The sequence below is a fragment of the Arthrobacter sp. Br18 genome (assembly GCF_000520555.1).
Classification (GTDB): Bacteria; Actinomycetota; Actinomycetes; order Actinomycetales; family Micrococcaceae; genus Arthrobacter_D.
Window position 1 is genome coordinate 45,889 of the sequence record NZ_KI914890.1, and the last position, 6,993, is coordinate 52,881.

The window sequence follows — 6,993 nt, forward strand, 5'->3', positions numbered from 1 at the left end:
TCCTTTCAGTCTAGCGAGCATCAGCGCCGCGTCCGCGGCTTTCCTCGATGGAGATGGCGCTGCAGTCAGTCGTCGTCTACAGGACCACCAGGTCATTGACGTGGACGATCGAGCGTTCGTATTCCGAGCCGAACTCCCGGGCGATGTCGCCCGTGGACCGGCCGAGCATGCGGGGCAGTTCGACCGAGCTGTAGTTCACGAGTCCGCGGGCCACCACGCGCCCGGTGCGGTCCACCATCTCCACGGGGTCGCCCGCCTCGAACGTTCCGGAAATCCGATCGATTCCGGCCGGCAGGAGTGACCGGCCACCTTCACCCACGGCCCGGGCGGCACCGTCGTCGAGGATGAGGCTCCCGTGGATCCGCGCGAGATGGGCGAGCCAGAGCAGCCGGATGGGTTGCCGCCGGCCCGTTGAGCTGAACCAGGTTCCGACGTCGTCGCCGGCCAGCGCGGCTGCCGCGTTGGCCGTCGACGTCACGAGCGCCGGAATTCCCGAGCTCGCGGCGATGGTTGCGGCTTCGACCTTCGTGGCCATGCCGCCGGTGCCCACACCGGCCTTGCCCGGGCTGCCGATCGTAACGTCCTCGAGGTCCGCGGGTGATCTCACCTCGGGGATCCGTAGCGCACCGTCCTTGGGCGGTCCGTCGTACAGTGCGTCGACGTCGGAGAGCAGGATCAGGGCGTCAGCCTTCACGAGGTGCGCCACGAGGGCTGCGAGGCGGTCGTTGTCGCCGAAGCGGATCCCGTGGCTTGCCACTGTGTCGTTCTCGTTGACGATGGGCACGACGCCGAAATTCAGGAGGCGCTCCATGGCCCGGTGGGCGTTGGCGTAGTGGGAGCGGCGGATGAGGTCCTCGACCGTCAGCAGCACCTGGCTCACCGTCACTCCGTGGGCGCCGAAAGCCTCGGTGTAGCGAGCCATGAGGAGCCCCTGGCCCACGCTCGCGGCCGCCTGCTGCGAGGAGAGCTGGGTGGGCCGCCGCGGCAGGCCGAGCGGCGCGAGTCCGGCGGCGATCGCGCCGGAGGAGACCAGGATGATCTCGGTTCCGGCGTTCCTCCGCTGGGCGAGGACGGTGGACAGTCGTGTCAGTGCGTCCTCGGAGATGCCGCCGGAAACCGACGTCAGGGAGGAAGATCCCACTTTGACGACTATGCGCCCGGCCGTTGCGAGGCCTGAGCGGTTCGTCAGGGTTCTAGATGCGGTCATTGATTCCTTGAGTCTTGATTTTCGGCGTCGCCCGGCGAACCTGCCGGCACGTGCTTCTTGCGGTTGTTCACTGATTCGGTCCAGATACCCGCCTTGCGGTCGGCCTCAAGATCAGCACGCGCCGCCGCCTTGGCATCCTTGCGTTCCTGGTACTCTTCACGCTTCTGCTCACGCGTCGGCCGTTCGTACTCCGCGAGTCGGAGGTCGCTGCCGCGCGGGCCTGCGAGGAGTTCGGCCCCGCCCATCATGGTGGGCTCCCAGTCGAAGACGACGCCGTCGCCCTCACCGATCACCACTGTCTCGCCGGGCTTGGCGCCGGCCTTGAACAGTTGCTCCTCGACGCCCAGCTTCGCGAGCCGGTCGGCGAGGTAGCCGACGGCCTCGTCATTGGTGAAGTCCGTCTGCTTCACCCAGCGCTCGGGCTTCTCGCCGAGGATGCGGAACAGCGGAAGGGCGTCCTTTTCCTCGTTCCGGATCCGGAATGCAGCGGCGTTGACGCCGCGCGGGCGAAGTACGGGCGGCGCCACGGTGGGGGGCGTCGCCTTGACGTCGGCGCGGGCTGCTTCGACGATCTCTGCCATGGCGAACCCCAGTTGCCTCAGCCCCTCGTGGCTCGACGCCGAGACATCGAACACGCGGTAGCCGCGGGCTTCGAGCTCGGGCCGTACGAAGCTGGCCATGTCCTTGCCGTCCGGAACGTCCACTTTGTTGAGCGCCACCAGGCGCGGCCTCTGGTTCAGGGGGACGACGTCGCCGTCCGGCCCCGCGAAGCTCATGTCCACCGTGTACTTCTCGAGCTCCTGCTCGATGATAGCGAGGTCGGCCAGCGGATCGCGGTCGGCCTCCAGCGCGGCGCAGTCAAGGACGTGCACCAGGGCTGCGCAGCGCTCGACGTGGCGGAGGAAGTAGTGACCCAGCCCCTTGCCCTCGCTGGCACCCTCGATGAGCCCGGGAACGTCGGCGATCGTGAAGCGGGTTTCGCCGGCCTGCACGACGCCGAGGTTGGGCACCAGGGTGGTGAAGGGGTAGTCGGCAATCTTCGGCCGCGCGGCCGACATCGCGGCAATGAGGCTCGATTTTCCGGCAGACGGAAATCCGACCAGGGCGATGTCGGCGATCGACTTGAGTTCGAGGACCACGTCCCGCTCATCGCCCGGGATGCCGAGCAGCGCGAACCCGGGGGCCTTGCGCTTCTGCGAGGACAGCGACGAGTTCCCCAGGCCTCCCTGGCCCCCGGCCGCCGCGACGAATTCGGTTCCTTCGCCCACGAGGTCGGCGATTACGTCTCCGTCCTTCGTCTTCACGACGGTTCCATCGGGCACGGGGAGGATCAGCGTTTCGCCGGTCTTGCCCCCGCGCCAGTCGCCCATCCCGTTGCCACCGTTGGTCGCATGGCGGTGGGGCGCGTGGTGGTAGTCCAGCAGGGTGGTGGTTTGGCTGCTGACGCGCAGGATCACGTTGCCGCCGTCGCCGCCGTTGCCGCCGTCGGGTCCGCCGAGGGGCTTGAACTTCTCGCGCTTGACGGACACACAGCCGTGCCCACCCGTACCGCCGGAAACGTGCAGGACTACCCGGTCAACGAAGCTGGCCACGTTGATCTCCTTCTAAAATGCTTCACTTACCGGATGGAACCGGCTTAAAAAAAGGTGGGGCGAGCCACAGCGGCTCACCCCACCCGAATGCTTCAGTGCATGCTGCGCCGGGAGTAGAAAACTACTCGGCTGCAGCACCGACGATGTTGACGACGCGGCGTCCGCGGCGGCTGCCGAATTCGACGGCGCCGGCCTCGAGGGCGAACAGCGTGTCATCTCCACCGCGGCCAACGTTGGCGCCCGGGTGGAAGTGGGTTCCGCGCTGGCGGACGATGATCTCGCCTGCCTTGACTACCTGGCCGCCAAAGCGTTTGACGCCGAGGTACTGCGCGTTTGAATCGCGGCCGTTACGAGTGGAACTCGCACCCTTTTTATGTGCCATGAGTTATGCCTGCCTTCGCTGGGAATGTTTGACCGACCGGTAACCGCGAAAGGTTACGCGATACCTGTGATTTTGACCCGGGTCAGTTCCGAACGGTGACCCTGGCGCTTCTTGTACCCGGTCTTGTTCTTGAACTTCTGGATGACAATCTTCGGGCCACGAAGATTCTCGACGATCTGGGCAGTAACAGTGACCTTTTCAAGCTCTGCTGCTGCTGAGGTAACCTTGTCGCCGTCTACCAGAAGGAGGGCAGGCAGCGCAAAGGTGCTTCCTGCCTGACCGGTGACGCGGTCAAGGGTAACGAGGTCTCCTACGGAAACCTTTTCTTGGCGGCCGCCTGCGCGGACAATCGCGTACACCACTTGGGAACTCACTTCTCTCGACAATCTTGACTTCTAATGTGAAAAACTGGCTTGCGCGCCCTGGCTGGCATCCATTCAAGGATGCATGAGCAGGCCATGTCTATGCCGTGCGGATACGCCCCGGACATACCGGTTGGAAGGCGCGTGCACCGAAGATCAAGATTACGCCAGATAGGCTGGTTCCCGCAAATTCGCGGGCCGCACCTGTGCCCTGTCGTGCTCTGTCATGGCCTGCGCGTACCTGCGGATACCTGCGGATACCTGCGGATACCTGCGAGCAGAGGTACCGGGGCTTCTCCGCCCCGGTACCCACAAGCGCGCTACGGGTGGCGTCGGGAGAAGGATGCGCGGCCTTCCCCCGATGCCGGCATCATAGTTCCGACGCCGGAACGCCGACGCCGAAGATCACCGGTTCAGACTCCGAGGACGCCGGGCGGACCGGCGGTACGCCCGCCCGCGCCACGTGCCGGCCGTTCACCGGCGACGCGCCGGATTCCGGTTCCGTTCCACGTGCTGCCGTCACGGTCTCGATCGCGGAACCCGCGGCCGAACCCTGGGCGCTGCTTGCTGCGCGTCGGGCGCGTTTCCGTCGCGGCGCCGTCCCCGATGCCCCGGTGCCTGCATCAATTCCCTGTCCACCGGATGACGCCACGCCGTCGTCCTCCTGGCCGGCCGGCGAGGACGTCACCGCCCCGACGGGTGCGAGCCCGCTGGGGGGCGCCGTCGGACCGGAGGTCTCCGCTGGAGTGCGGTTGAAGGCCGCCGTCAGGCTGTCCAGGGTGAGCTGCGGCCGATCCTCCGGCGTCCCGGCCCGATTGTTCTCGGCCCGCGGCAGGGTGACGGTCTCCCCGTTGATGGTCAGTACCGCCTCGTTGACCTCGATGGCCGGTTCAGGTGCGGCGTGGATGCCGTGCTCGTCGTGGGGCGCATGGGAGGCATGCGTTGCTGCAGCGATACTCGCAAACGCCGTCCTGGCCGCCTCGGCCTTGGCAGCACGCTCCGGAGAATCCTGCGGCGGCGCGGGGGGCGCCTGGGTTTCCTCCGCCGGCTGTCCTGAACGGCCGCGGGTTCGCTTGCGCTCGTTGCGGGACTGCTTCTCCTGCCGTGTCGGCTGTTGCTGGGATTCCTGGGACAGACCCGCACGGCGATGCTCCACCGGCTCCTCATGGGTGACGACACCGCGTCCTGCACAGTGCTCGCAGTCCTCGCCGAAGACCTCAAGCAGGCCGGTGCCCATGCGCTTGCGCGTCATCTGGACAAGACCGAGTGAAGTGACCTCCGCGACCTGATGCTTGGTCCGGTCACGGCCAAGGCACTCGACCATCCGCCGCAGCACGAGATCACGGTTCGCTTCGAGCACCATGTCGATGAAGTCGATCACGATGATTCCGCCGATGTCACGCAGCCGCAGCTGCCGCACCACTTCCTCAGCCGCCTCGAGGTTGTTCTTGGTGACAGTTTCCTCAAGGTTTCCGCCGCTGCCGGTGAACTTGCCCGTGTTGACGTCCACCACGGTCATGGCCTCGGTACGGTCGATGACCAGCGAGCCGCCGGAGGGCAGGAACACCTTCCGGTCGAGCGCCTTGTGGATCTGTTCGTCGATGCGGCTGGCCGCGAAGATGTCCTCGTCGCCGGTCCACTTCTCGAGCCGGCCCACGAGGTCCGGGGCGACGTACATGACGTACGCCTCGATGGTGTCCCATGCCTCTTCCCCCGAGACGACCAGCTTGGAGAAGTCCTCGTTGAAGACGTCCCGCACCACCTTGATGGTGAGGTCCGGCTCGCCGTACAGGAGCTCAGGGGCGAGGGTCTTCGTGGACGCCGAAGCGCCCTCGATCTGCTCCCACTGGGACCGCAGCCGGTTGATGTCGTGCGTCAGCTCCTCCTCGCTCGCACCCTCCGCCGCCGTGCGGACGATCACTCCGGCGTTCTCGGGCAGCCGATCCTTGAGGATGCGCTTGAGGCGGTTCCGCTCCACGTCCGGCAGCTTCCGCGAGATACCCGTCATCGACCCGCCCGGTACGTAGACGAGGTACCGTCCGGGAAGGGAGATCTGACTGGTGAGGCGGGCACCCTTGTGTCCCACCGGGTCCTTGGTGACCTGCACCAGGACGGCGTCGCCGGACTTCAGGGCGAGTTCGATGCGCCGCGGCTGGCCGTCGAGACCAGCGGCATCCCAGTTCACCTCGCCGGCATAGAGCACGGCATTGCGCCCGCGTCCGATGTCGACGAACGCCGCCTCCATGCTGGGCAGCACGTTCTGTACCTTGCCCAGGTACACGTTGCCGATCAGGGAATCCTGCTGGGTCTTCGACACGAAGTGCTCGGCGAGGATGCCATCCTCGAGCACGCCGATCTGGATCCTGTCATCGCGCTGGCGGACCACCATCTGCCGGTCGACCGACTCCCGCCGGGCGAGGAATTCGGCCTCGGTGATGACCTGCCTGCGGCGCCCGGTATCGCGGGATTCGCGACGGCGCTGCTTCTTGGCCTCGAGCCGAGTGGAGCCCTTGACGCTGGTGACGCCGTCGGACACCGGTTCGTTGCTCTGCCGAGGCGCGCGGACGCGCGTCACGGTATTCGGAGGGTCGTCGTCCTCGCCGCCCGTCAGCTCGAGGTCCTGGTCACCACGACGGCGGCGCCGACGACGACGTGAGGTCACGCCGTTCGGTGACTCCTCCCCGGGCCCGCCGTCGGCATCCGGCCCTGATCCGGTTCCATCAGCGTCAACGTCGGAGGAAGCGGTATCCGCAGTGTCGGACCGTCCCCTTCCCCTGCTGCGGCGGCTTCGCCGGGGCCTGCGGCCCGAATCATCGCCATTGCTACGGTCCGTGTCGTCGTCCTCATCCGGGCTGGCGGCTGAAGCAGCGGTGGAGGGCGCCGCAACCTTGACGGACTGCACGGACGCGGTGAGGTCGGGAGCGTGGAAAAGAAGCGACAGGGGCGATTCCGGCAGCGCGAAAGGGCTGGCGTGGGATGACCGCGCCGAGCCGGCATCGTGCTTCGGTTCCTCGGCGACAGTCTCTTCAGTCCCGGTGACGGCGCCCTGACCGCCATCGGCGCCATCGTCTGCCGTCGCGCCTCCAAGGGAATCCGCTGCTGCGGGAAGGCTTGTGGAATCCGCCTCGGCGGGAAGGCCGGCGGATTCCGCTGCTGCGCGGCGGCTGCGGCTCGTCCTCCGGGTCCGGGTGGGCTTCTCGACTGCGGCGCCGCCGGTGCCGGCAGCGTCACCGGCGGCGGCTTCGGGTTCGGCCACAGGAGACGTCACGGTGTCAGTGGCCGCCGCAGCGTCAACGGGCACCGCAGCGGGGGTACCGGTGTCAGTGGGCACCGCAGCGGGGGTACCGGTGTCAGTGGGCACTGCAGCGGGGGTGCCGGTGTCAGTGGGCACCGCAGCGGGGGTGCTGGTGTCAGCAGGCGTGGATTCCGCCGGCTCGACAACGGTGGCCG

General features: G+C 67.2%; 5 protein-coding genes. All 5 read right to left on the bottom strand.

Features of this window, described 5'->3' with window-relative positions; translation table 11 throughout:
* Positions 1-76: 76 nt before the first annotated feature.
* Positions 77-1,207 (bottom strand): glutamate 5-kinase, encoded by a 1,131-nt coding sequence (proB, locus tag Y704_RS0115460; RefSeq protein ID WP_026550789.1) that lies wholly within the window; start codon positions 1,205-1,207, stop codon positions 77-79.
* The gene (gene obgE, locus Y704_RS0115465) at positions 1,204-2,799 is read right to left on the bottom strand and encodes a GTPase ObgE (RefSeq protein WP_026550790.1); all 1,596 of its coding nucleotides are present in this window, start codon (positions 2,797-2,799) and stop codon (positions 1,204-1,206) included. The genes proB and obgE overlap by 4 nt, the downstream gene beginning before the upstream one ends.
* Positions 2,800-2,920: 121 nt before the next feature.
* Entirely contained in the window at positions 2,921-3,181 is a 261-nt protein-coding gene (rpmA, locus tag Y704_RS0115470) for a 50S ribosomal protein L27 (protein WP_026531863.1), read from the bottom strand.
* Positions 3,182-3,234: 53 nt separating this feature from the next.
* Positions 3,235-3,543 (bottom strand): 50S ribosomal protein L21, encoded by a 309-nt coding sequence (rplU, locus tag Y704_RS0115475; protein ID WP_026550791.1) that lies wholly within the window; start codon positions 3,541-3,543, stop codon positions 3,235-3,237.
* A 370-nt stretch (positions 3,544-3,913) separates the two neighbouring features.
* On the bottom strand, positions 3,914-6,993 hold a 3,080-nt coding region (locus Y704_RS21855), incomplete at its 5' end, for an Rne/Rng family ribonuclease (protein ID WP_155850399.1).